The sequence below is a fragment of the Salmonella sp. FC25216 genome, assembly GCF_057751355.1.
On sequence record NZ_JBDGON010000005.1, the window covers coordinates 292,429 to 315,976 of the forward strand.

22 protein-coding genes and 1 pseudogene are annotated in these 23,548 nt (G+C 46.9%); 11 read left to right on the forward strand and 12 right to left on the reverse strand.

Annotated features, from left to right (window positions below; translation table 11 throughout):
• The first annotated feature begins 87 nt into the window (after positions 1-87).
• The 7 genes and pseudogenes from AC3G3F_RS12650 to AC3G3F_RS12680 all read left to right on the forward strand — a co-directional run bounded on the left by AC3G3F_RS12650 (position 88) and on the right by AC3G3F_RS12680 (position 9,361).
• Entirely contained in the window at positions 88-1,299 is a 1,212-nt protein-coding gene (locus AC3G3F_RS12650; protein WP_023247014.1) for an MFS transporter, read from the forward strand.
• 15 nt (positions 1,300-1,314) lie between these two features.
• Positions 1,315-2,202: a siderophore-interacting protein gene (locus tag AC3G3F_RS12655; RefSeq protein ID WP_023247013.1), complete on the forward strand. Its 888-nt coding sequence runs from the start codon at positions 1,315-1,317 to the stop codon at positions 2,200-2,202.
• A 1,749-nt stretch (positions 2,203-3,951) separates the two neighbouring features.
• The gene (locus AC3G3F_RS12660) at positions 3,952-4,488 is read left to right on the forward strand and encodes a fimbrial protein (RefSeq protein WP_488395090.1); all 537 of its coding nucleotides are present in this window, start codon (positions 3,952-3,954) and stop codon (positions 4,486-4,488) included.
• Positions 4,489-4,544: 56 nt separating this feature from the next.
• A complete protein-coding gene (locus AC3G3F_RS12665) occupies positions 4,545-5,276 on the forward strand; it encodes a fimbria/pilus periplasmic chaperone (RefSeq protein WP_023247010.1) in 732 nt (243 codons plus the stop codon).
• Positions 5,277-5,286: 10 nt separating this feature from the next.
• A complete protein-coding gene (locus AC3G3F_RS12670) occupies positions 5,287-7,833 on the forward strand; it encodes a fimbria/pilus outer membrane usher protein (protein WP_079836511.1) in 2,547 nt (848 codons plus the stop codon).
• A 73-nt stretch (positions 7,834-7,906) separates the two neighbouring features.
• Positions 7,907-9,016, forward strand: a complete 1,110-nt coding sequence (locus AC3G3F_RS12675) for a fimbrial protein (protein WP_488395093.1) — start codon at positions 7,907-7,909, stop codon at positions 9,014-9,016.
• A gap of 133 nt (positions 9,017-9,149) precedes the next feature.
• Positions 9,150-9,361, forward strand: a pseudogene (locus AC3G3F_RS12680) (Hha/YmoA family nucleoid-associated regulatory protein).
• Between the two features lie 183 nt (positions 9,362-9,544).
• Here AC3G3F_RS12680 and AC3G3F_RS12685 read toward each other — a convergent pair.
• From AC3G3F_RS12685 to AC3G3F_RS12700, 4 genes are all read right to left on the reverse strand, one after another.
• Complete coding sequence (locus tag AC3G3F_RS12685; protein ID WP_121767776.1) at positions 9,545-10,609, reverse strand: transferrin-binding protein-like solute binding protein; 1,065 nt, start codon at positions 10,607-10,609, stop codon at positions 9,545-9,547.
• 9 nt (positions 10,610-10,618) lie between these two features.
• Positions 10,619-11,956: a surface lipoprotein assembly modifier gene (locus AC3G3F_RS12690; RefSeq protein WP_053510724.1), complete on the reverse strand. Its 1,338-nt coding sequence runs from the start codon at positions 11,954-11,956 to the stop codon at positions 10,619-10,621.
• A 200-nt stretch (positions 11,957-12,156) separates the two neighbouring features.
• Complete coding sequence (locus AC3G3F_RS12695) at positions 12,157-12,270, reverse strand: IS1 family transposase (RefSeq protein WP_077944456.1); 114 nt, start codon at positions 12,268-12,270, stop codon at positions 12,157-12,159.
• Between the two features lie 82 nt (positions 12,271-12,352).
• On the reverse strand, positions 12,353-12,433 hold the full coding sequence (locus AC3G3F_RS12700; RefSeq protein ID WP_488395127.1) for an IS1-like element transposase: 81 nt from the start codon (positions 12,431-12,433) through the stop codon (positions 12,353-12,355).
• 290 nt (positions 12,434-12,723) lie between these two features.
• Here AC3G3F_RS12700 and AC3G3F_RS12705 point away from each other — a divergent pair, with 290 nt between their 5' ends.
• The gene (locus AC3G3F_RS12705) at positions 12,724-13,242 is read left to right on the forward strand and encodes a DUF2165 family protein (RefSeq protein WP_063390315.1); all 519 of its coding nucleotides are present in this window, start codon (positions 12,724-12,726) and stop codon (positions 13,240-13,242) included.
• Positions 13,243-13,582: 340 nt separating this feature from the next.
• Positions 13,583-13,990 (forward strand): hypothetical protein, encoded by a 408-nt coding sequence (locus AC3G3F_RS12710; RefSeq protein ID WP_063390316.1) that lies wholly within the window; start codon positions 13,583-13,585, stop codon positions 13,988-13,990.
• A 250-nt stretch (positions 13,991-14,240) separates the two neighbouring features.
• On the opposite strand, the gene sigE is transcribed toward AC3G3F_RS12710, so the two are convergent.
• Positions 14,241-14,582, reverse strand: coding sequence for a type III secretion system chaperone SigE (gene sigE, locus AC3G3F_RS12715; RefSeq protein WP_023248733.1), 342 nt, complete (start codon positions 14,580-14,582; stop codon positions 14,241-14,243).
• 15 nt (positions 14,583-14,597) lie between these two features.
• The gene (locus AC3G3F_RS12720) at positions 14,598-16,277 is read right to left on the reverse strand and encodes a type III secretion system effector inositol phosphate phosphatase (RefSeq protein ID WP_088734029.1); all 1,680 of its coding nucleotides are present in this window, start codon (positions 16,275-16,277) and stop codon (positions 14,598-14,600) included.
• 332 nt (positions 16,278-16,609) lie between these two features.
• Between AC3G3F_RS12720 and AC3G3F_RS12725 the strand changes: the two genes are divergently transcribed.
• The gene (locus AC3G3F_RS12725; protein WP_023248731.1) at positions 16,610-16,780 is read left to right on the forward strand and encodes a YlcI/YnfO family protein; all 171 of its coding nucleotides are present in this window, start codon (positions 16,610-16,612) and stop codon (positions 16,778-16,780) included.
• Between the two features lie 8 nt (positions 16,781-16,788).
• Here AC3G3F_RS12725 and AC3G3F_RS12730 read toward each other — a convergent pair whose 3' ends face one another.
• The 4 genes from AC3G3F_RS12730 to hprR all read right to left on the reverse strand — a co-directional run bounded on the left by AC3G3F_RS12730 (position 16,789) and on the right by hprR (position 20,679).
• The gene (locus tag AC3G3F_RS12730; protein WP_044136463.1) at positions 16,789-16,890 is read right to left on the reverse strand and encodes a hypothetical protein; all 102 of its coding nucleotides are present in this window, start codon (positions 16,888-16,890) and stop codon (positions 16,789-16,791) included.
• A gap of 108 nt (positions 16,891-16,998) precedes the next feature.
• A complete protein-coding gene (locus tag AC3G3F_RS12735; protein ID WP_488395097.1) occupies positions 16,999-18,468 on the reverse strand; it encodes a C69 family dipeptidase in 1,470 nt (489 codons plus the stop codon).
• Between the two features lie 179 nt (positions 18,469-18,647).
• Positions 18,648-20,006, reverse strand: a complete 1,359-nt coding sequence (locus tag AC3G3F_RS12740) for a heavy metal sensor histidine kinase (protein WP_023248729.1) — start codon at positions 20,004-20,006, stop codon at positions 18,648-18,650.
• Positions 19,999-20,679, reverse strand: coding sequence for a response regulator transcription factor HprR (gene hprR, locus AC3G3F_RS12745; protein WP_063390318.1), 681 nt, complete (start codon positions 20,677-20,679; stop codon positions 19,999-20,001). The genes AC3G3F_RS12740 and hprR overlap by 8 nt, the downstream gene beginning before the upstream one ends.
• A 135-nt stretch (positions 20,680-20,814) precedes the next feature.
• Here hprR and hiuH point away from each other — a divergent pair, with 135 nt between their 5' ends.
• Positions 20,815-21,225, forward strand: a complete 411-nt coding sequence (gene hiuH / locus AC3G3F_RS12750) for a hydroxyisourate hydrolase (RefSeq protein ID WP_023248727.1) — start codon at positions 20,815-20,817, stop codon at positions 21,223-21,225.
• 123 nt (positions 21,226-21,348) lie between these two features.
• Here hiuH and AC3G3F_RS12755 read toward each other — a convergent pair whose 3' ends face one another.
• Positions 21,349-21,861, reverse strand: coding sequence for a 4-hydroxyphenylacetate 3-monooxygenase reductase subunit (locus tag AC3G3F_RS12755; RefSeq protein WP_023248726.1), 513 nt, complete (start codon positions 21,859-21,861; stop codon positions 21,349-21,351).
• A gap of 17 nt (positions 21,862-21,878) precedes the next feature.
• Positions 21,879-23,441 (reverse strand): 4-hydroxyphenylacetate 3-monooxygenase, oxygenase component, encoded by a 1,563-nt coding sequence (gene hpaB / locus AC3G3F_RS12760; protein ID WP_000801496.1) that lies wholly within the window; start codon positions 23,439-23,441, stop codon positions 21,879-21,881.
• Between the last annotated feature and the right edge of the window lie 107 nt (positions 23,442-23,548).

Sequence of the window (23,548 nt, forward strand, 5' to 3'; positions counted from 1 at the left end):
AATGTTTCTCATTATCAATGGCAATTGTTAGAATCTGTAGAATTAATTTTACAAATAAACACAATTAATATACGGAATTGCAATATCGTGACGTCTGTGGAGATAGCGGAAACGCCGCAAAAGCCATTGTCCTGCTGGCCGCTTGCGTTCAGCGTGGGGCTACTGGGTGTCGGGCAAAACGGCCTGTTGGTCGCGATCCCTGTGCTGGTGATTCAGACAAGCCTGAGCCTGTCGATTTGGGCGGCTTTGCTGATGTTCGGCTCAATGCTGTTCCTGCCATCTTCCCCGTGGTGGGGAAAGCAAATTACCCGTGTGGGCAGTAAGCCGGTGGTGCTGTGGGCTCTGGGAGGATACAGCGCAAGCTTTACGCTGCTCGGACTGGGTTGCGTGCTAATGGCGACCGACGCCGTAACGACAGCGGTGGGACTGGGAATATTAATCATCGCGCGGATCGTTTACGGGCTTACCGTGTCGGCGATGGTGCCAGCCTGTCAGGTCTGGGCATTGCAGAGAGCGGGGAAAGAGAATCGCATGACCGCTCTGGCGACCATTAGCTCCGGCTTGAGCTGCGGCAGACTATTCGGGCCGCTGTGCGCTGCGGCAATGTTGGCAATTCACCCTCTGGCACCGATAGGGCTGCTAATGGCAGCCCCACTGCTGGCGCTGTTGATGCTGCTGCGTTTGCCGGGCATGCCGCCACAGCCCGCAGCGGAGCGTAAGAGCGCCAGACTGAGGTTGAATTGTCTGCCATATCTGCTTTGTGCGCTGCTGTTAGCCGCGGCGGTGAGCATGATGCAGCTTGGTCTTTCGCCCGCCCTTACTCGCCAGTTCGCCACGGATACTGCCGCCATTAGCCATCAGATTGCGTGGCTGTTGGGTCTGGCCGCAGTTGCTGCGCTTATCGCACAGTTCGGGGTGCTCCGCCCTCAGCGCCTGACGCCGATGGCGCTGCTCTTGAGTGCCGGGGCGCTGATGATTAGTGGTTTGGCGATAATGATTGCCGAACAGCTATGGTTGTTTTACCTCGGCTGTGCGGCGCTATCGTTTGGGGCCGCTCTGGCAACGCCCGCTTATCAGCTTTTACTGAACGATAAGCTGACAGACGGCGCAGGTGCGGGCTGGATCGCTACCAGCCACACGCTTGGCTATGGGCTTTGTGCATTGTTGGTGCCGCTGGTGTCGAAAACTGGCACCGCAGCGGCGCTGATTATGGCGGCCTTGTTTGTCGCTGTGTTATTTACTGTGGTATCTGGCTTTATCTGGCGCAGCCGCTACCGTTCACAGCATTCTGCGATTTAAGCGTAAGGAAAAGTTATGGCTGGAGTTCAGGGCTACCGCCTGTTCAATGTTCAACTGGTGCGTAAGACGGAGCTTTCCCCTTCGCTGCTGAGCCTGGTTTTCAGCGGACAGGAGGTGTCGCAGATGAAGTGCGACTCGCCGGATCAGCGCATTAAGATACTGTTTCCGTCCGAAGACGGTACACCGCCGTCGTTACCTGCGGAAGGGCACTGGTATCAGCTTGTGCGGGGGATGCCAAAAGAGAAGCGCCCGGTTATCCGTACTTATACGCTGCGACATGTCGATCCTGTTTGCCAGGAGGTCACCGTGGAGTTTATCAATCATGGTACAGAAGGCGCGGCTTCGGCATGGGCGATTAATGCCAGACCCGGTGATGCCATTCAGATGGTGGCGCCTGATGCGACGCATGTTGAAGACAGCGGCGGCTATGAATGGACGCCCCCTCATGGACTGCGGAATGCATTAATCATTGCTGATGAGACGGCGCTCCCTGCTGCGCGAGGAATCCTGGAAATGCTGGCGGAACAGACGAACCCGCCACAGGTTCAGGCGTTCTTTGAAGTTCCTGAACAGGGTGACTGTGCGAATTTAAGCGAGTTTAATTTCGCCAAAATTTTTTGGTTGCCGCGTAATTCCTCGGCGGTGAAGCACGGTGAATGTCTGATTCAGGCCGTGAAAACGCATGCGAGAATACCCGAAAGTCGCCATCACGATACGGTGCGAGAAGAAGCCGAAGGGGATATTATCTGGGATAAAGCCACAACCAGCAACACAGAGTTTTATGGATGGGTAGCCGCAGAGTCCACAGTCGTCAAGCGACTGCGCCGCTATTTAATTGGTGAGTGTGGCGTCGAGCACAAAGCGATTAACTTTATGGCATATTGGTCTAAAGGGCGCGCGTGATAAAAGGATTAATTTGGCTATAGGATAGGGCTGTCGGATTCCGGATACAGCAGGCTGGCAATTCGACTCTCCGGTATCTCTTCAGGTATTAGTGTCCGTAAACGCATACCTGGCGCACTCAGGGCTGAGTTCACGGTCTGTCCCTGCTGAAGGCCACCGCAATCACCGTACTGTCCATCGGTGCCGGAACGCGGTGTAAAAAAAAGCTTATCGGTTAAGTGCCCGTCGTATCCTTAAGGTATTTGCGCCGGTGTGGATGCTCAGTCCATTTGATGCTGACGTCAGAGTGGTTTTGATATAAAAGCCGGGCGATTTCATTTGCACAGTCAGCCAGAGAGTCAAAGGCATCCTCGCCTCCCGAGTGCAGGTATAAAGAAATCACATTAGTATTGACAGTGTAATGAAGCCATACTCCGCCACAGTACCAGCATGTTATCTTTTTATTATCAAGAGAAACTGCCCCCTTTTCCCTCGTTTTTAGCCATCGAATGAACGTATTTTCTACCTGTATTTGTATTGTCTTATCTACAGTCACCGTGGCCTCCAGAAGCACATCGTCATCCTGTCTTCGTCTTCTGTTTTCCCATCCGGGGGGGATTCTGTAATATCCGGGCATGGCTACCTTTGTGATATCAGAGACATTTGCGAGTAAAAAGTCCCGCTCACGGGGAATAAAGCGGGCAGTAGCAACTGAATGTTAAGGAGATTTAACATCACCTCTCCAGTCGCACAGATGTGTTATTAAGGCGCATTTATTCATCGGCTGAAACTGGCAAACTTATTTCCAGCCTGATTGTTATCTGTGCAATGGCACACAATTTACATGACTTTTATTGTAGAAATGAACAGATAAATCCTAAAAAATGAATAACGTAAAATATCACGTCGTGAAATGTGTATAGGAGATGAGTTTTACTGATGCGGTAAAAGGGTAATCCGGCGGTTTACCATGCTGATTTTTAGTGAGTTATAGTGGTTCTGGAAACAGGATATTTATCTCCGTAATCCCGGGCTTCTGTGGAGAGCAAAACAGTCCTGCCAATTCTTTGCCCAGGCATTTTCGCGGATTCATCGACTTAATATTTCGCTACCTGTTAGTGTTTAATAGCACGGGATTTATCATTCATTTTTCCCCGTGAGTCAGGGTTGCCGGGCATCCCGGAATAATGTATCCCGGGATGTAATCTGTGGTACTTTCGGGAAGGCCGAATAGTTTTTATTTACCTTAATGTATTACCGTGCATCACTCTTTATGTGAGCGCAATGGAGGGCAGATAATCGGCGGATTACTGGTGGCAGTCAGTTCATTATTTCAGTCATCAGATAAAGAGGGGCATTACAGGGGGAGATAAACATGGTTATTATTTCTTTGTGGATAATGTTGGCTTAAAAAGATAGCCCGCTCAGAATATTCCATATGCTATGACGTTAGCCAGAGCTGGTAACAGATAAACCAGGATGCTAATGAAGCCGTTCGTGACTTTATGTTTTTTAAGGGATTATAAAACAAAGAGATAAGTAAGTGGCAATAGAATGCCAGATCGATAACGACGATCGATTTTTAATGTTTGATAGTTGTTTCCTATCAATTAATTAGTGATCAAACGATATAAACACGTTGAATTTTATGTTGCCGTCAATAATACTTTCTGTCAGATAACTCCTGGTTTGTATTTATAAAGGTCTTGTCTGTATTTATTTCATTGATGCTGGTAATCGTACTTAATGCTGTTATTGAGGAGCAGTTGCATGAAAAAGACTTTCATCGCCACAGGTATGTTGTCGTTTATTTTTTCCGCCAGTGTTCTTTCCTATGACGGCACAATTAATTTTGTGGGAAAAATTCTGGACCAGACATGTTCGGTGGCAACCGGCAGTAAAAATTTAACCGTGACGCTACCGGCTGTTTCAAAAACACTTCTGGACACTCCGGCTAAAACAGCGGCGTTAACACCATTTGTGATTGAGTTGAATGGATGTGATACCGGATCGTCTTCCGGTGGTCAAAGTGTAAAAGCCTATTTTGAACCCAACGCCACCACTGATTTTACTACCGGGAATCTGAATAATACGGGAACGGCAACTAATGTGCAGGTTCAGTTATTAAACGCCGATGGAAATACTCCGATTACCCTGGGTAAAGATGTCTCCTCTCAGAATACCACAGCAACCCGGATTGACGCTTCAGATGTAAAACTGCGTTATAACGCCAGATATTATGCAACAGGCGCTGCAACAGCCGGGGATGTGGCCGCTACCGTGAATTACACGATTGCATACGAATAATTCTCCCTGAGTGTTTTGCAGCAAATCCGGTTTTTCCTGTCTGAACAGAGGTTACCATGCCCGGACTGATACTCTTGATTATATCAGGACTGCTGTCTTTTTCTGCCTGCGCCAGCGTTGTTATTATGGGGACTCGGGTGGTATATCCGGAGCAGAAAAAAAGTATTAATGTGCAGCTCCAGAATGGTGATAATTCACCGTCACTGGTTCAGGCATGGCTCGATACAGGGGATGCGTCTGGTTCTCCGGGATCTGTCAGGGTTCCTTTTGTCATCACCCCTCCGGTCTCCAGAATAGAACCGGGAACAGGACAGACTTTAAGAATTATGTATACCGGGGAGCCTCTTCCCCGGGACAGAGAGTCGGTATTTTATCTGAATGTACTTGACATTCCTCCCAGGCCTGAATTCGGAGGAAAAAAGGCGGATGTCGGTAATGTAAATTATCTCCAGCTTGCTGTCCGCAGTCGTATTAAACTTTTTTTCCGGCCTGCAACTTTAAATCAATCTGTAGCGGATGCCGCCAGACAGGTTACGTGGTCACGGGTAAACAGAGGAAACCAGACCTTCCTCAGGGCTGATAATCAGACACCTTATTTTGTTACCTATAAAAAAATTGCACTGAAGTCTGACAGGGATATTCAGTCATTAACGCAGCCGGGGATGGTTTCACCTTATTCTGTTAAAGAGTTCACCTTGCCGGGGAAAAACCTTTACGGTGCCAGCGTCATCTGGACTGTCATTAATGATTACGGTGGTTATGAGGAAGGCAAGTCATCAATTAAGTAAAGGATGAACAGTGGAAAACAAATGCCGGTTACAAAGGACAACAACAGGCAGGCCATCGGTATTATTGCTTTTCATTATATTGCCGTGTCTGGTAAACAGGGATGTACTGGCGGCAGCCGATGTCGAATTTAATCCGGTATTTTTACAACATATACCCGGAGAAAACATTATTGATGTGAAGCGTTTCAGTCATGGACAACCTGTTCCGCCGGGTGAATATTACTCCGATATCTGGCTTAATGGAGAATGGAAAGGAAGAGCGGTACTGCGTTTTAATCTTTCATCCGGTATGGACAGAACTCTCCTCTGCCTGACACCCGAGCTGTTATCATTACTGGATTTAAACGAAGAAGCGCTGAGTGACAGGATAATAAAAAATAGCAGCGGTTGTACGGATATTTCTTCTGTCATACCGGTATCCAGAATACGGTTTGAACCATCAGAGTTGCGTCTGAATATCGATATTCCCCAGGCGCTGCTTATCCATCGTCCCCGCGGTTATATCTCTCCGGCACAGTGGCAGACGGGGGTACCTGCCGCGTTTGTTAACTATAACCTGAATAATTACCGTTACCGGGTTGCCGGTACACAGGAAGACAGGACGTATCTGGGGATCAGAGCAGGATTCAATTTTGCCGGATTTGCTTTACGACACAGGGGAAACTGGTCCGGAGGGCGTACCGGGGGGTACCGTAGCACAGAAACCAACCTCCGGCATGATGTTGCAGCCCTGCGTGGTCAGTTGACGGTGGGGGATTTCAGTACGGGAGGAGAATTGATGGAAAATGTCAGCCTCCGGGGAGTGAGACTGGCATCCGATGACCGGATGTTACCGGGCTCCCTGAGAGGCTATGCGCCGGTGGTACATGGTATCGCCAGCAGCAATGCAAAAGTAACCATCAGACAGAACGGGAATATCATTTATGAAACAACCGTTCCGGCTGGACCGTTTACCGTCAATGACCTCTATCCTTCCGGATATGGTGGTGACCTGACGGTCAGCGTGACAGAAGCAAACGGACAGACACGCCTGTTTACTGTTCCGTTTGCTTCAGTGGCGCAACTTGTCCGTCCCGGGTATACCCGATACCAGGTATCAACAGGCCGCTACCGGTATGCAGACAATAATCTGGATGAAATTGTTTTTCAGGGAACTCTGCAGTACGGATTAGTGAATGATGTGACGGTAAACTCCGGGGTGATGGCAACACCACATTATATTGCAGCTCTTGCCGGCGCGGCATTTAACACCCCATTTGGTGCCATTGCATCTGATATCACGTTCTCGGAGACGAAACTGAGCCGTAATGACCGTACGCAAAAAGGGTACAGTTTGCACGCCAGCTACAATGTGAGTATGCCATTAACAAACACCAGCCTGACACTGGCCGCCTATCGGTATATGTCAAAAGACTTTTACAACCTGCGGGATGCCATGTGGGCTAACCGGGTGGATTATTTCGAAAACAGCCAGGCCAGAAATAGCATGTTCTTTCGCCCGAGAAACCAGTTTCAGTTATCAGTAAACCAGGAACTGGGAGCAGGAAGGGGCAACCTTTATCTGACGGGTTCAACATACAGCTACTGGAGCCGTAAAGGGACCCGCAGCGAATATCAGGCAGGGTACAGTAACGTATATCGGCGGCTGAACTACCAGGTGGGTTATTCCCGGTCATTTGACACTGACAATTTGCGTGATGATCGTCGTATTTATGTGAATTTCTCCATTCCTCTGGGGGAAAGTCAGCAGAGTCCGCTCTTATCCACCACGCTGAATGGCAGCAAAGGTGCCGGAAACAGCCTGCAGACCTCGGTCAGCGGGGTTGCCGGAGAGGACAATCAGTTTTCATATGGCCTTTCTGCCAGCGCGATGGAAAAAGGCGGTTCCGGATATTCAGCCAGTACCGGTTACCGTTCGCCTTACGCTTATTTAACCGCGACAGCCGGTAACGACAGTCTTAATCACCGCCAGACCTCGCTTGGCGTTTCCGGTGCCGTCGTGGCTCATCCATTTGGTATCACCCTGAGTAACGATCTGAGTGACACATTCGCTATTATCCATGCGGAAGGCGCCGGTGGTGCAACCATTAATAATTCTCCGGGCAATCGTCTCGATCCATGGGGAAACGGTATCGTCCCTTCTGTCACACCTTATGAAAAAAATGCGGTCAGTATCGATCCCGAAGCGTTGCCGATGAATGTTGAGCTGTCAGCGACAGAACAGGAAATTATTCCGCGGGCAAACAGTGCGACGCTGGTGAATTTCACCACGCAGTCAGGTGAAGCAATGTTGTTTGATATACGAATGTCAGACGGAAGCATCCCTCCTATGGCATCCGAGGCCTTTGATGCTCAGGGTAAATCTGTTGGGTATGTTGTTCAGGGAGGACGACTTTTTGCCCGGGGTCTGAAGGATAAAGGAACCATAAAGGTGATATGGGGACGGTATGCTGCTGATCACTGCATCTTTTCTTATCACTCTGTTGTAAAACGCCAGACGGATAAACCCGTAGTCACCATACTGCCAGTCCGCTGTATGAAACCGCAAAAACAATAACTGTGGTTATTGAAAAGTAATATGCGCTGTATTCCTGGCTCTTAATTAGCCGGGGTCTGTAACGGGTGCTGAGATGAAAAACTCAGGCATGTTATCCACCGACAATGTAACTGAGGATAGGGAGACTGCAATTATGAAGGCGTTGCCGGCTAAAATGCGTTACTTCATTATACTTCTTTTTCTTTTCCAGTCTGGGCAGAGCGCAGCGGCCCGTTTCTGCAATAACACACCTAAAAATTTTATTCTCAGACCGGATATACGGTTCAGTAATCTTGATGCTCCCGCTGATGCGTCTTCCTATCCGTACCAGGTGGGTAAAAGTGCTTATTACAGTGAAAACGTCTTGTTTGATTACTGCTGGCCATATTATCTCAGAGGGCAGGCTGTAATAACCCGTCCGGTCATGGGCCAGTATAACGGGCAGGATATTTACGATATTGGTGTGCCTAACATCGGGGTGACTTTTACGATAGCGGACAGTCAGGAAAGCGGGTTTGGCGAAGGAGTGGAGATGAAAGGGAATAATCTGATGGACGTTATACCGCCTAATGGCCGATGGTATCTTGTCCCAAGAATGGGGGCATCGATAAGGATTGGCGTCATTGTGTTGGGCAGGCTTGCACCCGGGTGGATTAATGTCCCCCCTGTTCATGTGGGAAACTTTTCAGTCACATCAAGTAACAGTGGGGTCAACAATCTGGGAGGCACCTCATTTATTATTCTGAACGGTTTTAATTTCTTTGTTAAAACAAAAACATGCAGTCTTTCGCAACGTAACTATACTGTTCAGTTAGCTGCCGCCTATAAAAAACAGTTCCCGTCAGTCGGCTCAGAGGTACCAGGAGGAAAACTCAATTTACAGTTAAAATGCCAGGATAACATAGATGTTTATGCAACACTGACGGATGCCACGGACCCGGCAAACCAGAGCCCGGTACTTTCACTGGATAACGCATCAACAGCACGAGGGATGGGTCTGAAGATATATAAAGACGGACACTCTGAAGCCTTAAGATTCGGCCCAGATTCCTCAGTAAAAGGAAATACAAACCAGTGGCGATTCTCAACATACAGGGGAGATCCTGCCCCTGCGGTCAGTCTTAAAGTTAATTATATTCGCACCGGAGACATTCAGGCAGGCACGGTTCAGGCTATATCAACAATAACATTTTCATATCAATAAAACATGTTAAGTAAGGCCATGTTAGCCGTTGTCATGAGACTGGTTACGTCAATGCCTTATCGACAACCAGATAAGGAAAAAGGTAGCAATAAATGCCGGGGAAATAAGAAAAAATTTCATAGCAGAGAGAGTAATGAAGAAAAATAAACAGGACTGGTTCTTTTAGTTCAGAAAATGTCAGAATAAGGAAACCCAGGTGAAAGTAGCAGAGTCAAACCGGTATAAACTTTCAAACGATGAACTGGGTTATTTAATTCGGCAGTAAATCATCGTCTTGCAGAGCTGACAATGAATAAACTATATGACAGATTTCCGGCAGGGTGCGGTTTGTCAGATAATGGTTGAAGAAACAGATTCCGGACTCTTTTTTATAGTCTTTTGAGTGGAGGCTAGCGGTGTTGTTCGAGAAATATGACCGGGGGATGCCTATTTTGTGTCAGCCTTGCGGGCTGCGGGGGGACCGGTCAGGGTTATTCCTGCCGCACCACTAAAATTAGCGGAGGTGGATATACCACCTCCTGATATTTATTACTGCTTTTCTCCCCCGAACACGCCACCCCAGCTGTCATCATCTTTAGAGTGGACCGAACCGGCGACGATTTCACCGTCCTTTCCGTAAAAATTGCCATAAATGTACCCGTGCATGTTGGTGTCTGCACGGTTATTCGTCCCCACTAACACGGCCATGAAACTGCCATCTTCGTCCACTTCGTGAGGTTTTCGGGTATCAATTTCCATGCTGAAATGTGGGCGATCTTTATCTAGTATGGCCCCGGTAACCTGACGATCTTCATAACGAAGGCTGATATCGGCTTCTTTTCCTGCGGCCTGCTCCTGATCGTAGTAAAGTTTACCGGTATAGTCAGCCGCGACAGAAGGGAGTTTCTTTTCTTCTCCGTTCATGGCAACGATATAATCCATTCTGCCATATTTTTCTTTGCCTGACAGATTTCGGGTAGTTTCACTCGTATACGTTTCCACGATGCCGTAAAAACCGACAGCCTCACCACTTTTATCCCTCAGGATATTAAGATTTTTTGATACCAGCTCACGGTAGTCAGCCGGATCGCCGGTATTTATTGGTTTGACATCCACGACAACTTCACCGTCTTTCATTCTGAGAGTAAAGGCATCAGGATTGCGTACTACATCATTTCTATGAAGTATTTTGGAGTCCGTATCATTTACTGTACGGGTAAGGATGGTGCCTGAGCTGTACTTAGCCTCTGGAATACGAGTCTCACTGGACGGCGTTGATATTACAGGCTCTTTCTGTAACGTAGTTCCGCTAGTTCCGCTAGTTCCGCTAGTTCCGCTAGTTCCGCTAGTTCCGCTAGTTCCGCTAGTTTCACTAATTGCAGGTATCCCCGTATTGTCGGTGGAATCATTTCCCGTGGAGCCGACGGTTTCAGTTATCTCATCTGAATTATTATTAGATGAACCGGGGGTTCCTGATGTGGTGATACTCACGACGTGAGTGGATTCACTCGTGGTGGTACTATGTGTTTTGCTGCTGTTTCCCCCTCCGCCACCGCAGGCCGTTAACAGGCTGCACGACAAGATTATGCTGGTGATAATAAAAGTGGTTTTCATTGTATCCTCTCAGAAGTATTTGCTGAAACTCAGGAAAAGACGATTCCTCTCTGTGTCGTAGAAAGGATGATTACTGTCAGTTCTCTGATAATTCCATGTTATTTTTGGTGTTACTCCAAAAAAATAAATATCGCGATGCCATACTGTTACAGACGTACTATATTCATGGTTCATTTGTTTTATTCCCCAGAAGTCTCCGTCCAGGTATTTTTTATAACCATAAGCAGCTTGTAAGAGCGTTGATATACCTCCATCCCATTCGTACATCCACCCGGCCCGGAATGCTGACTTATTGAAAGAGCTATCTTTTTCTTCAGTTCTGAGCATACTGTATCCCAGACCCGCAGAAATATACTGGCGTGAATCAGGGAAATAAATCAGAGTTTCATTAAGCGAGTAGCGATATCCGTTAAGGTAAGTCTTTTTCTTATACTCATTTTTATCCAACTTAGCATCTGAATATAAACGCCAACGTGATGCGAGCTGGAATTCTGTTTCCACCTTGATACCAGTTGTATCAGAGTAAGACTGCAAACCACCATCTGATGTTTGACCTCCGCTATAATAACTTTTTTCGTAAAATGGGATAAACTGGACCATGGTATTTACATTCCGATAACCTGCTCCCACGCCAACACTGCCATCCAGCTCATCATAAGAATGGTTATTCCAGTATGTTTTCCCTGAAGTAGCCAGGCGGGTAATAACAAAAAAATTATCCGGAAGAGAAAACCTTTTTTCCGCCTCTCCCCAGAACATCACCCCTTTACCCGACTGCGGTTTTTCGGGCTTCCATCCTCTGATGGAACGTCCTGACGGTGGAACATTATTAATGTTTTTTTCATTCAGATATGTAAAACCACCACGGAATGACCAGTGATCTGTTTTTTGTACCCTGGCAATAAATCTGTCAATGAGACCAGCCGCCTCTTCTGTCAGATGTTCACTGCGTAACTTTCTCAGTTGCTCTTCAGCCGAAAGAATGTCTTTGTTCAGATATAAGACTGTGGCCAGTTGTAACCTTGCACTGTACCAGTCAGGCCTGGCTGAAATTATTTTTCTGTAATATTGTATTGATTCAGCATAATTTTTCTTGTGATACTCAAGAATAGCGTTAGCCCAGTCGAGAAAAAGAGGGTCGATATTCTGCAGGCATTTATCACAATATTGCAGAGTATTTTTCACACCTACAGGATCATTATTCACTAAATAGTTAATAAAATCAGTATGTACGATTCCCTGGTTTTTTTGTTTTGCTGGTACGGAGGAGGAAAAAAGAATCAATAAAATAAAGGTCATAGCTGATGGATTCCCCTGCATCAGCCGTATGTATGCAATAATTTTCATGAAAATATATAATTCTGTTTATGTGTTTCTATCATTACTGAATGATTATCGTTATCATATTTAACATGATTACATAATAAAAAACTATTCGAATAATCACCGCTGAATGCTCGGTTTTTTCGAGGTGAGTCATTTTTTGTCCTGCCGAAATAGGTTGTTTTTTATCTCCGTTGGGCCTGCATCTGCATTTGTGCAAGAGTTTATGGGGTATACAGGGGGTTCATGTTGTCTCTCGATATACGTGCCAGTCGCTTAATATGTATCCGTAGATTCAAATTATGTCGCTCAATGTGATGTGTGAATGCCTTGCTGATAAGTGGATTTCTGGCGGAACTTCATATTCATAACTCCCCCAGTCATCTGTGGTAATAAAGCCAATGTTGATTACCTGCTTTGTTAATAGTTTTTTAAGGTTCTGATAACGGTGTTTATGCCCACTTTCAGTGGTTCGTACTGTATCGCTGATGCCTGAGCCATTGAGAAATAACTTTTTTCACATCCTGCTTGTGCGCATTGTCGCGGTAATTAGCCTGAAACGAGCGCTGACAAATACGGCAGTGGTGTTGTGGCTCTCCGGTTTTTACGAAGGCATGCTTGTGCACGGGTTCTATTTGCTGAAAATAGCGACAATGGATATTATTTTCGGCTAATGAAAACATCTGGTTTATTTGATTGACTGAAGGCTGGCTCTTATTGTCCGTAGTGACTTCTGGTTTATCTTTGGTGTGTTACGTTCTACGCCAAACATATCATGAAAAGGGCTACTTATGTTAATTATTAGATATAGTAAAATTATAACGCTTACTGCCGTATCCTTTTATGTAACTCTTGTGGCTTTTGGTAATCTTACTGATTACCAGACTAATTTTGCATTTGTAAAATTAGTAATGTCTATGGAGTCAATTTTACCGTCTTCCACTATCTGTTACAGAGCGGTACTTAACCCTATAGCCTATCATATCGCATATTCTATTATTATAGCATTTGAAGTAATGATCTCTGTGACTGGATGGTATGGCGGATATATTATGTTTTGTTGCCGGAATGCGTCAGCAGAACAGTTTACTCACTCAAAAAAATGGGGGATCGTTGCCCTTACACTAGGGGTTATTCTCTGGCTGGCGGGATTTGCTGCCATAGGTGGTGAATGGTTTAGAATGTGGATGTCTACTAAAACTTACCACGGCGTTGAGGCATCATTTCGACTTTTTATGATGATGATTGTTGTGCTTATTTATCTCATTATACCTGAAGGTGATTCGACGCAATCGACAAATTCAAAGTAGCATTGAAAAATTGAGCGACAGTGATGTTCATCTCATCCTGATATATATTCTTGGTCATACATGGCAGGCATGAATTTTTATTTGTGGTGCAGTGCATGATTATTAAATTAGATATAGTAACGCACGGTCTGAATATGTTAATGATTTAAACAATAACACTGCTGTATAGTAATGGTTTAGAACGACTGTGTTATTAGTATCACTATAAAAGTCGTGCAGCGCGTCCTCATTGTATAAACAGGCGGGTAAATCATCATAACGGTTAACTGACTCTCAACTATCTGGCGGTAAATTATGATTGGTCGTTATCAATCGGTGAGAAAGAAGGGGAGAAAAAAAGATGAAATATCAAAAAATATTGGCAGGAATGATGGTTGCTACCGTCATGATGATGACGGGATGTTCAACCTATAATCCCGTACAACTCCGTCAGCATCAATTAGAAAGAAACTATACCTACTATCTTCTTGATCCTCCGCTATATGAAGGCGATGTAGTACAATATAAATGTAAAGATGGCAGTCAGGATACGGTGACTATCCAGAAAGTTACGCCACAATCATTAATTACGAGTACCGATCAGGTAATTCCGCTGGCAGACCTGACCTCACTTGAGAAAAAAGATATCTCTAAAGGCAAAACCGCCGCAGCTGTCGGGGCTGGCGTTGGTGTGACAGCGGTAGCTATTGCTGCGATTTTTGCTGCAACACTGTCTGCAGGTTTAGCTGCGATGATAGTCAATAGTTAATAGATAAATAGTGCGCTATAGTGATATGAAAATAGCGCAGCGAACGCAGGCATACTATAAAATTTCTCCCACAAACAGATCAGCATGAGAGAGATGAGCGTTTGCCCCTTACATTTCCACTAAAAACCAACCCCAGCGAATAACATTCGCTGGGGGTTATCTTTGGTTTGTATATAGACTGTGGCTTTTTCTCTTTAGGTAACGAGAATACGCATTGCGTTTTATCTCCTGAAGAGAGCATATTGATATATTATGTATAATGTTCTTTAAATTGCTTCACGTTTGAAATAAGTAATTCAAAACCAGTTAGCGCCTCTTCTTCGGTACTGGTTTGGGGTAAGCGATAAAGCGCCACTAAAGCAGTATTGTCTGCGTCAGCACCGATAGTCACAGAGCTGGTATAGTTCAGGCGTAAAAAATGCTGCAAAGTCAGGATGTCGTCAGGCAATGGCATAAAGGGACAGCACATTTCCAGAGTAAGATCGGATTCATTAAAATAAACCTGTATCTCATCATCAATGATGAGAAGCGGTTCATCTTCTGGCGCATCCAGACCTAACGCGTCATATAAACGATTTAATAGATTTTCCATATACTACCTCAAGACTCAAGAAGTGATTAATGAAGAAATTCCTTTTACCGATTGCCAGATATTTTCATCCCCAACTCGTTTTTGATAGGAAAGATTGAGCACTTCTGGCGACAAATTTTTCATTACTTTGTTTCCCGCCCCGCCCGTATTTTGTTTCTGAATTTCCAGGTTGCCGCTATTAAGTAATACTTTTTGGAAAATTTCCTGTCCACTGCGATCTGGAAGGCTGCCAGGAGCATTTAAAGTATGGGTCTGATGTAAGCAAATGATCTCTCGCTTGATTTCTGAATCCATCATTCCTGTACGATCTTTGCCGCTTTTACAATTCCAGGCGGGCACTGCGTCGATTTCATTGGCTAACATTGCGAGGCGTTGTGCGAGTTTATAGGGTTCGCCGCCATCTTTATGATGAAGGTTATTTTTCCAGATATCTTTAATCTGGCGTGCTAATATGTTTACGACTTCATAATTATCTGGGTATTGCGCCAGCCAGTCGCCAACCCAGCCGCCCGGTTTGGCCTCAGGGCGTAAATCATTACCTAATAACTGATGTAGCGCCTCGACATTATAGCTATCAGATGTCTTAAGGCCAAAGCCAAGCTTGAGCGCCAACTCATTGACACCCACATTGAACGCGGCGATTTCCGGCTTTATTTTTACCGTCTGTAGTTCGCCATCTTTATTGCGGATTTTTAAGTGAATCATTTTTCCCGGTTGGGTCAACGATTGCCATGCACGCATTTGATCCTCGACCATTGTTCCCTCTTTGCCGAGAACATTCGACGCGGTGAGTAACCCAACAGATACCAATTTCACATTTACCGCTTCACCTTCTAAGGCCCTGGTAAGCAACTCAGGTTTACTAAAAAGTGCTGCAGTTAATACTTCTTTGGCTTTGTTTTCAGCGCCGGTCTGACGCAGAAGCGGATCTTTCACATCATAGGGTGAAAGAACGCCATGACGTATCCCGCAAAAAAGCGTTTTATCTTTACCGTCCTCATGCGCACTCACCGTAGACATCCACAGATTATTGGCGTGATGAATATTCTTGGTATCCCAACTGCATACGCCCTTTCCCTGGTAAGCGCTGGGAAAGATATCCTGTGTGCCGATTTTCATATCTGCGGCAGGGAGCTGCGTGTTGGTATATTGATGCCCGTTATGTGTTAACGTATTTTTTATGGTTTGCCAGGGCTGACTATTAAGATGCTTGACCTGAGCGTCCCTAAACGTCGCTGCTGCAAGGCGGTAAGCCTCTTTTGCAGGCAGACCACTCTGCTGTTGCTTTGCAATAAGTTCGATAAGGTTTTTTTTCAACGCTTTTGCGGCGGCTTCTTCTTGTTTCGTTGCTGGCCGGTCCGCTTTAACTTTTGCTAACTCCATTTGATTTGCCATTGACATTAGTACCGGGTCTTGTCTATCCAGAATCGTTGCCGCGACGGTAAGAAGGTCATGCTGTAAATTATAGATGTGATGCAGCGAGTGGTTAGACGCCTTCTGATCCTGTAGATAATTTCCCCATGTTGCGCCAGGCTCTCGCAGGACAATGATTTCCGGGCGAACGTCGGGTGCTTTAGCCGGCGCTTTTCCCTGACCAGATAGAATCTGCATTCCGTTGTATAAGGTTTTTTGTAGGCTTTTAAAAGCCTCCTGGGTTCTTAATGAAGCCGAGTGATAGAAGCTCTGTATTTGCATAGCAGTTTTAATATCCCTGAATGGTGTAGTGGGAACATTCGACAGGTTCAACGACCTCTTAAAAGGGTGTGGTTTTTATTCGCCAGAAACTTTAAGAAAACGTCCTTTTTAGTGGAAAAACACTTCTGCTCAGGCTGGGGAACGTCCTGACGCCCATACATAGCGGTGATGATGAGGGGAGAACGGCACATCAGATGTTCATAAAATCTACAAACTTCACAATTTACGGCACAACTTTTATTGAAAACCTGTCTTTTTGATTCAGATCAAATTCACCAATTTGCTCCTGCGTAAAGTAACGGCGTTACATCAAATGTTATACAGGTGTGTGTATGCCAGCCAAGCCCCGGACAAGTAAGACCGTGACGAAAAATATTCGTTTTTCCTATTCCATGCTCGAACAGATAGAATTCGCGTTAAAATCAGAGAAGACGCAAAATTTTTCAGCATGGGTAAAAGAGGCCTGTCGGGAGAAGTTATGTAATACGGGACATAAGCTGTAGCTATCGTCTTATGCGAGAGGGGGGGCTATTTTGAAAAGAAAAACGTGCTTATATACCTCCTGGGTTTTTGCCGCTTTTGTCTCTTTACTGATATTCTCCTGGAGTGTAATAAACTATCCTCTCTATCAATCCATAATAATTATTGTCTTTTATATCTGGCTAATTTTGCTGCCGCTTTATCTTATTGTTTATGAGTGGCTAATAGATTACCATTAAATTTATAGTTGCGTACTTGAAAAGTGATATTTCATATCTGTATGGTAAGTCATTGTTGTAATAATATTGTTTGTCAGACGATGGGCGAGCGTCTGCGCACTTTGCATCGTTTTATCTTCAAAATTTTGTAGTAAGCGTTGCGCTTCTTTCGGATGCGACGCATATAATCTCAGATAGGCCTGTTCCATCGTATGCTGTTGCTTAGCCGTTTGCTGTTCAAATGTTTTCCAGGCGCGTTGCACATCTGGCGCAAACGTATCGTAGTCCTGCATAACCAGCGTTTGCAGCGTGCGGAATGTCCAGTAGGTAGAATCGTTACTCGCCCGATCGGTTCCTTTATCATATCCGGGTTGATAATGACGTATTCCCTGATAATAGGGGAGATAGACGCTAAGGGATGGCATTCCATAGGCAATGTATTCTATTTCGCCGATAGCTTGCGGTAATTTCGGTCTGACCTGTAAAATATGCGACTCCTGGGTACGAAAAACGGAGATGGGTCGCCATGGTTCTTGTGGATTATGACTGGAATAAGGGTCGTGCGACGTTCCCTGATAGTGATTGCGTAACGCGTTTTGTACTACCGCCACGTTGATTTTCGTCATTGGCGTTAAAAAAATGGGAAAGGTTTCCCCTTCGTTAACGGCAGTATTCAGATGCGGATTAAACTGGTGTTGCAGCGTCCAGACGCGAGGATAATTATAGGTGATATCGATTTTGTTATCCTGCGAATAGGCTTGATGGAAGTCGAATCTGCCGTGAGCCGGATCATATAATCCCTCCTTTTTCGCAAAACTTACTAACGTCGGCGACGCCATATAATTCGCTTTATCATCCGGATCGTAATGGCGTAAACGTCCCTGATTTGCGGAAACGAAATATTTATCTGCCGGAAGTCGTACTGCCAGCCATTGATGACCACTCCCCGTCTCCAGATACCATATCTCTTTGCTATCAATAAAAGCGACGCCGAAACCTTCGCCCGCGCCTTTTTGTTCAATAATGTCGCCCAGTAATTTGGCACCCTGACGCGCCGATTGCGCCACTGGCAGGATCACGGTCTGAATGGCGTCTTCAGTAATTCCCGTTTTTGTCACGTAAGGATCGGCGGCCAGCGCCGCTCTGCCGTTATAAATGGTTTCCGTTGCGCTCATTCCGACGCCCGCCGAATTGAAACCGGCTTCCCCCATGGCGTTATCGTTAGTATCAAAGTCATGAATCGCCGTATAGCGCATCGCTGTCTCCGGAAGAGGCCAGCTAAAGTTGTTCCGGTGTGCTTTATACTCGCCGTGTTGATGAAACGCGATTGGGTGAATAACCATATGCTTGGCGTTGTTCGCCGAGCCATCTTCGTTGCGCGCGATAATGAAGGAACCGTCAGCCGAAGCCTGATTGCCTACCAAAAGGGTAGTACAGGCAATGACTTTACCCATACCCAGCAGCGTAATGGCGAATGCAAGATACATTTTCATAAAGATTCCCACTGAATGACGCGTTATGGGATGAATTGACCCTGGATTGGAAACCGAGAAAGTGATCGCGTCGGCAATACTCTTTACCGACATATCTTATTTTCTTTTTATTGAGGTTGTATTGAGAACAATAGCCCTGTGGCAGGGAAGGGGAATAGAACCTGTACTGCCCTTAGCTATCAAACGTTATCAGGCAGACGAACCAAAAAAATGTTGTGTTCATCGGCATAGCGGTAAGACGCCGAGCCGCCGTGCAATAGGGCAATCGCGTTAACCAGCGATAGCCCCAGGCCGAAACCGGTGGTGTGGCGGGCATTATCTCCTCGCCAAAAACGCCTGAAGAGCTTGTTCGGATCGGCGGGGGGGCTTCCCGGATTAGCGACCCGAATTTCTGCAATGTTATTCTCATAAGCGCTTTCAATACGTATCACGGCGTTTTCATCAGAATAACGGATGGCATTCGTCAACAGGTTTGAGAGTACTCTTTGTAATAACATTTCATCAGCCCATACCGTCCCCTGACATTGACTTATAAAACGGATGCCCTTCTCCTCGGCAAGAGGGCTAAGATAATCGAGCATATTTTCGACCAGCGCATTTAGCGAAACAGGCTGTTTTTTTACCGCTATATTCTGGTGCTCCGCGCGCGCCAGAAAGAGAATATTTTCTGTCAGTCGCGACAGTCTCTCCAGCTCTTCAATATTATCGACAAGGGCTTGTTGATACTCTTCGGTGCTGCGCTCCTGACTCAGCATCACCTGATTCTTCCCCAGTAAAATATTAACCGGCGTGCGCAGCTCGTGCGCCAGATCGTCGGCAAATTGGTTCAGGCGTTCAAAATCGTCGGAAAGCTTCTGGCGCATGGTATTTAGCGCTTGCCCAAGCGGCCTGAGTTCGGCGGGTAATGCCTGTTCCGCCAGCGGCTGGCGAAGTGTGCCGCTATCTGTCGCCGCGGTGAGCCGGCTGAGCGACGTAATGGCCCGCAGCCCATTTCTGATGACTAACGGACTGAGTGCCGAACAGACGAGGATCGCGATAAGACTCATCAGCAAACTGTTGCGACGATATTGCTCCAGCATTTGTCGCCTTTCCGTCGCCAGCCTGGCAATGGTAAGGGTCAGCGGGATATCGTCGCGTCTGGCGATTACCCGTACCGCGGTCAGCTCTGTTCCTTGTACCGTCTGGCGAAATAAGGCTTCGCGGGTTATGTTTTTAACCACTGGAATTGTGTTAAAGCGTTGGTCGGGGATGCCGCTATGATTAATCGCAACACTATGGCCTGTTGGTGAATGAATCAACAAGATATCCTGCTTCGTATCCACCATCCGATTAAAATAGAGCGGCAGATTCTCCGGCCTGGCGCCATCCAGTAACAGTTGTTGCATTTGCGCCGCCCGGTTTATTAGCGTCATATCATCCCGATACGTTAATTCCTTGCTCAGCGCGTTATAGAGCGTCCAGCTAATGCCGGTACAGGTGAGGATAAGTATGGTGATAAAAGAAATTGTCAGGCGCAGCGTCATTGATAACTTAACCATTCTGCGACACTTCCGCCTGTAATCGATAACCCATCCCCCGGACGGTCATAATGAGCTTCTTTTCAAATGGATCGTCTACTTTGGCGCGAAGCCGACGAATCGCGACATCAACGGTGTTGGTTTCACTATCAAAGTTGATCCCCCATACTTCGCTGGCGATCGCGGTTCGGGGTACGATTTCTCCTGCCCGGGACGCCAGTAACCAGAGGAGCAGGAATTCTTTGCGGGTCAGGGAAATCGGTTTTCCATTTCTTGACACTGATTGCTTTGTGGCATCCATATCCAGACCATTGATCGTCAGTCGGGTCAAGACAGGGACGTGCTGTCTGAGTTGAGCTCTCACCCTGGCCAGCAGTTCGGCGAAGGAAAAAGGCTTAACAAGGTAATCATTAGCGCCCGCCTCAAGACCTTTGACGCGATCCTCAACCGAGTCGCGCGCCGTCAGGCAAATAACAGGGGGCTGATGCGCAGTGCGTAACGCGCGTAAAACCTGCCATCCATCAAGCCCCGGCAGCATAATATCAAGAATAATCAATGAATAATGTTCCTGAAGGGCCAGGTGTAATCCGTCTCGTCCATCACAGGCATAATCAACCACATAGCCTGCTTCCGTGAGTCCCTGACGTACCCACTCAATGGTTTTCTGGTTATCTTCAATCAATAAAATCTTCATCAACGCAGTATGCCATAGGCTTGTTAGCGAATCCGTCAATCTCCAACAAGATGACATAATTGTAATGTCCGTGTAAGGTTAATCCTGGACGCGCCAGATATATTTTCTTGCATCAATACCGTAAAGGAGTGAAGCATGAAACGATATATATTGGCTACCGTGATAGCGTCTATTATTGCAGCCCCGGCAATGGCGCTGGCCGCTGGGAACAATATCCTCAGCGTACATATTCTCGATCAGCAAACAGGCAAACCAGCGCCCGGCGTGGAGGTGGTACTGGAGCAGAAAAAGGACAACGGATGGGCGCAATTAAACACCGGACATACCGACCAGGATGGGCGTATTAAAGCACTGTGGCCGGAAAAACCTGCCGCGCCGGGGGATTATCGCGTTATTTTTAAAACCGGCCACTATTTTGAAAGTAAAAAACTGGACACGTTTTTCCCGGAGATTCCCGTCGAGTTTCATATCAGCAAAACGAATGAGCACTATCATGTGCCGCTGTTATTAAGTCAGTATGGTTATTCAACCTATCGCGGGAGCTAATTTACGTTTTGTTAAACGCCGCGATTTATGACGGGCAGACATCGCGGCGGGAATAAAAATCTTCAGCGTATCGGCTATCTTCCCACAAGCGGTGGTTATGCCGCTTGTGGGCATGAGTGGCGATTAAACAGGCACTTCCATCTCAAGTCTTACCGGATGAAAACGGCGTTTGAAATAAATCAGGCCATGCCCATCCTGGCTAAGGATAATATTTTTGATTGCTACCAGATACACCAGATGCGTGCCAATGGTTTGTACATCGCTGATCTCGCCTTCAAGACCGGCCAGCGCGCCGTTAAGTACCGGCTGGCCCAGCGGCCCGTTTTGCCAACATGGCTGGTGAAAACGCTCCTCCATCGCCATCCCCGTCATACCGGCAAAGTGGCGCGCCATCAGCTCCTGCTCATGGTTAAGTACATTAATGCACAGCCTGCCGTTGCCCTGAAAAACGGGGTTCATGGCGCTATTGGCATTAATACATACCATCACGGAGGGCGGCGTATCGGTGACGGAGCAGACCGCTGTTGCGGTGATGCCGCAGCGTCCGGCGTGACCCGCAGTGGTTACAATGTTGACCGCTGCCGCCAGACTCGCCATCGCATCGCGAAAACGCAGACGTTGTTCATCTACTTGCATGAGAACCTCCTGCCGCGTTATTTCAGCAGCTTATCCAGTTGATTGATGTCGTCGTTATTGTGCAAATGCGAAACCGTCCAGCCGTTCTGATCATATTCGGAGAGGCAGCGATCGACCATCGCCATCATCTTATCCATATTGCCGGAGCTCTGGGCCTGACGCAGACACTGCAGACGAATTTCATCCTGGCTGCCCGAGTAGTTAATCTCATAGAGCTCGTGACGGCCGCCAAACTCGCTGCCGATGGCATCCCACATCAATTTAAGGATTTTGATGCGTTCAACATGATCCATCCCGTTAGAGCCGCGTACATATTTCGCCAGGTACTGGTCGATTTGCGGATTATTCAGATCGCGGGCGCTGGAAGGCAGGTAAATCAGACCGCTGGTAACGTTACGTTCAATAATATTTTTAATTTTCGCATAGGCCATTGGGGCCATCACACGATAGGTTTGCAGCGCGGCGTGGTCCGGTAGCCAGGCGCCGTTTACCCACGGGGTTGCTTCAGAACACATAGAATCGCTCAATGCCCAGAACATATTGCGCCAGGCCACTACTTCGCCGAGATCGGCCTGCACGCCCCGGAACTCTACGGTGCCCGTACATTCGAGCGATTTTTTCAGCAGAGCGGTAATGAAATCAAGTTTAACCGCCAGACGAACACAGGCTTGCAGTGGATACATACGGGCAAAGCCGCCTTCCATCGTCCAGCGACGACAACGATCGAAGTCACGGTAAATTAACACGTTTTCCCACGGGATCAGCACTTTGTCCATCACCAGAATGGCATCGTTTTCATCAAAACGGCTGGAGAGAGGATAATCAAACGGCGAGCCCGTCGCACCCGCGACCATTTCATACGAGGCGCGCGAAATAAGTTTTACGCCTTCGGCATCCATGGGCGCGACAAACATCAGGGCAAAATCCGGGTTTTCACCCATCACCTGGGCTGAGCCGAAACCAATCATGTTGTAGTGAGTCAGGGCGGAGTTAGTGGCGACGACTTTCGCTCCGCTGACAATAATCCCCGCGTCCGTTTCTTTCTCCAGCTTGATATAAACGTCTTTCACTTCGTCGGCAGGTTTATGGCGGTCGATCGGCGGATTGACGATAGCATGGTTAAAGTACAGGCCGGTCTCCTGAATACGGGTGTACCAGTTGCGGGCGTTCTGCTCAAACTGGCCGTAGAAGGCTGGGTTAGCGCCCAGAGCGCAGCCAAAGGCGGCTTTATAATCCGGTGTGCGTCCCATCCAGCCGTAACTCAGACGTGACCATTCAGCGATAGCATCACGCTGTTGGCGCAGATCGTCTGCGCTTTTCGCCACGCGGAAAAATTTATGCGTATAACCGCCGCTGCCGGTATCGGTATTCCAGCACAGGGTATCTTGCATCGACGGTTTATGTAATGCGTCATACAGTTGTGCAACAGAGGCTGCGGCATTGCGGAATGCCGGGTGTGTCGTAACATCTTTAACACGTTCGCCGTAAATATAAATTTCCCGCCCGTCCTGCAGGCTTTTTAAATACTCTTCGCCAGTTAACGGACGCTTGTTATCAGTACGAAAATCTTCAGGTTTCATTGCGGCCTCTTCCTCGTTAATCGGAATGTTTTTGTTAATAATATGTTTCTTATTTGTTGTTTAATTGAATAGGTAGAAGCGTAAACTGTGAAGAGACTTTCAGGACA